This is a genomic window from Flammeovirga aprica JL-4, from assembly GCF_012844305.1.
In the GTDB taxonomy this organism is placed as follows: domain Bacteria; phylum Bacteroidota; class Bacteroidia; order Cytophagales; family Flammeovirgaceae; genus Flammeovirga; species Flammeovirga aprica.
This window is the reverse complement of sequence record NZ_JABANE010000392.1, coordinates 1-609: the sequence shown is the minus strand read 5'-3', so window position 1 is coordinate 609 and position 609 is coordinate 1. Positions and strand designations below refer to the sequence as shown.

Here is a 609-nt window from a genome sequence, read left to right as displayed (position 1 = left end):
CTACGGCCTTGAGTGGTGCCTTGACTACCTTGGAGATAGCCTTCTTGATTTTCTTGAACAGTCCCATGTTAGCCTCCTAAAGCTGACTTACGGATTTTACTGACGGACCCTGTAGGTTCGGTCGTCTTGGCCACCTTGAGTGACTTACGCCCTGACACCTCAGGAGTGGTGCTGTTTGAGTCCTCGTCACCACCATACTGGATACCCTTAGGTTCCTCCGTCAGTGGCGCTGGCTCAGGGACAGTCGTTGTGTCAACCTTAGGTGCTTTCATCTTAGGTGAGAAACACATAATCAATCTCCTTCTTTGAGTGCACGCTGACGTCCCTCCATCTCATCAAGGACACGCGAAGCCATGTGGTGACCGTACAGTACCCCGGAGATGAACTCCTCGCTATGGCCAGCCTCACGCAGCTTACGGACCTCTGACTGATACAGGAAGTCAGCATTGTAGCGAGACTGTAGGTACTCCTTGACAGCTCGCGGTACGTCAGGAAGGTCATTAGGATTGTTAAGGATGTGCTCTATAGGTTTTAACATTTGAGTCCCCTCTTTAAGTAATCTTTAAGTAATAATCATAATGGGCACTTCCCTATAGTGCTACCTAATTA

The 609-nt window shown here is 49.1% G+C and carries 2 protein-coding genes; both read right to left on the bottom strand.

The genetic code is table 11. From position 1 onward, the window contains the following. Positions 1-68 precede the first annotated feature (68 nt). Positions 69-290, bottom strand: a complete 222-nt coding sequence (locus tag HHU12_RS36060) for a DUF5476 domain-containing protein (protein WP_169661226.1) — start codon at positions 288-290, stop codon at positions 69-71. A 2-nt stretch (positions 291-292) separates the two neighbouring features. Then, entirely contained in the window at positions 293-538 is a 246-nt protein-coding gene (locus tag HHU12_RS34555; RefSeq protein WP_169661225.1) for a DUF2717 domain-containing protein, read from the bottom strand. Positions 539-609: the final 71 nt, after the last annotated feature.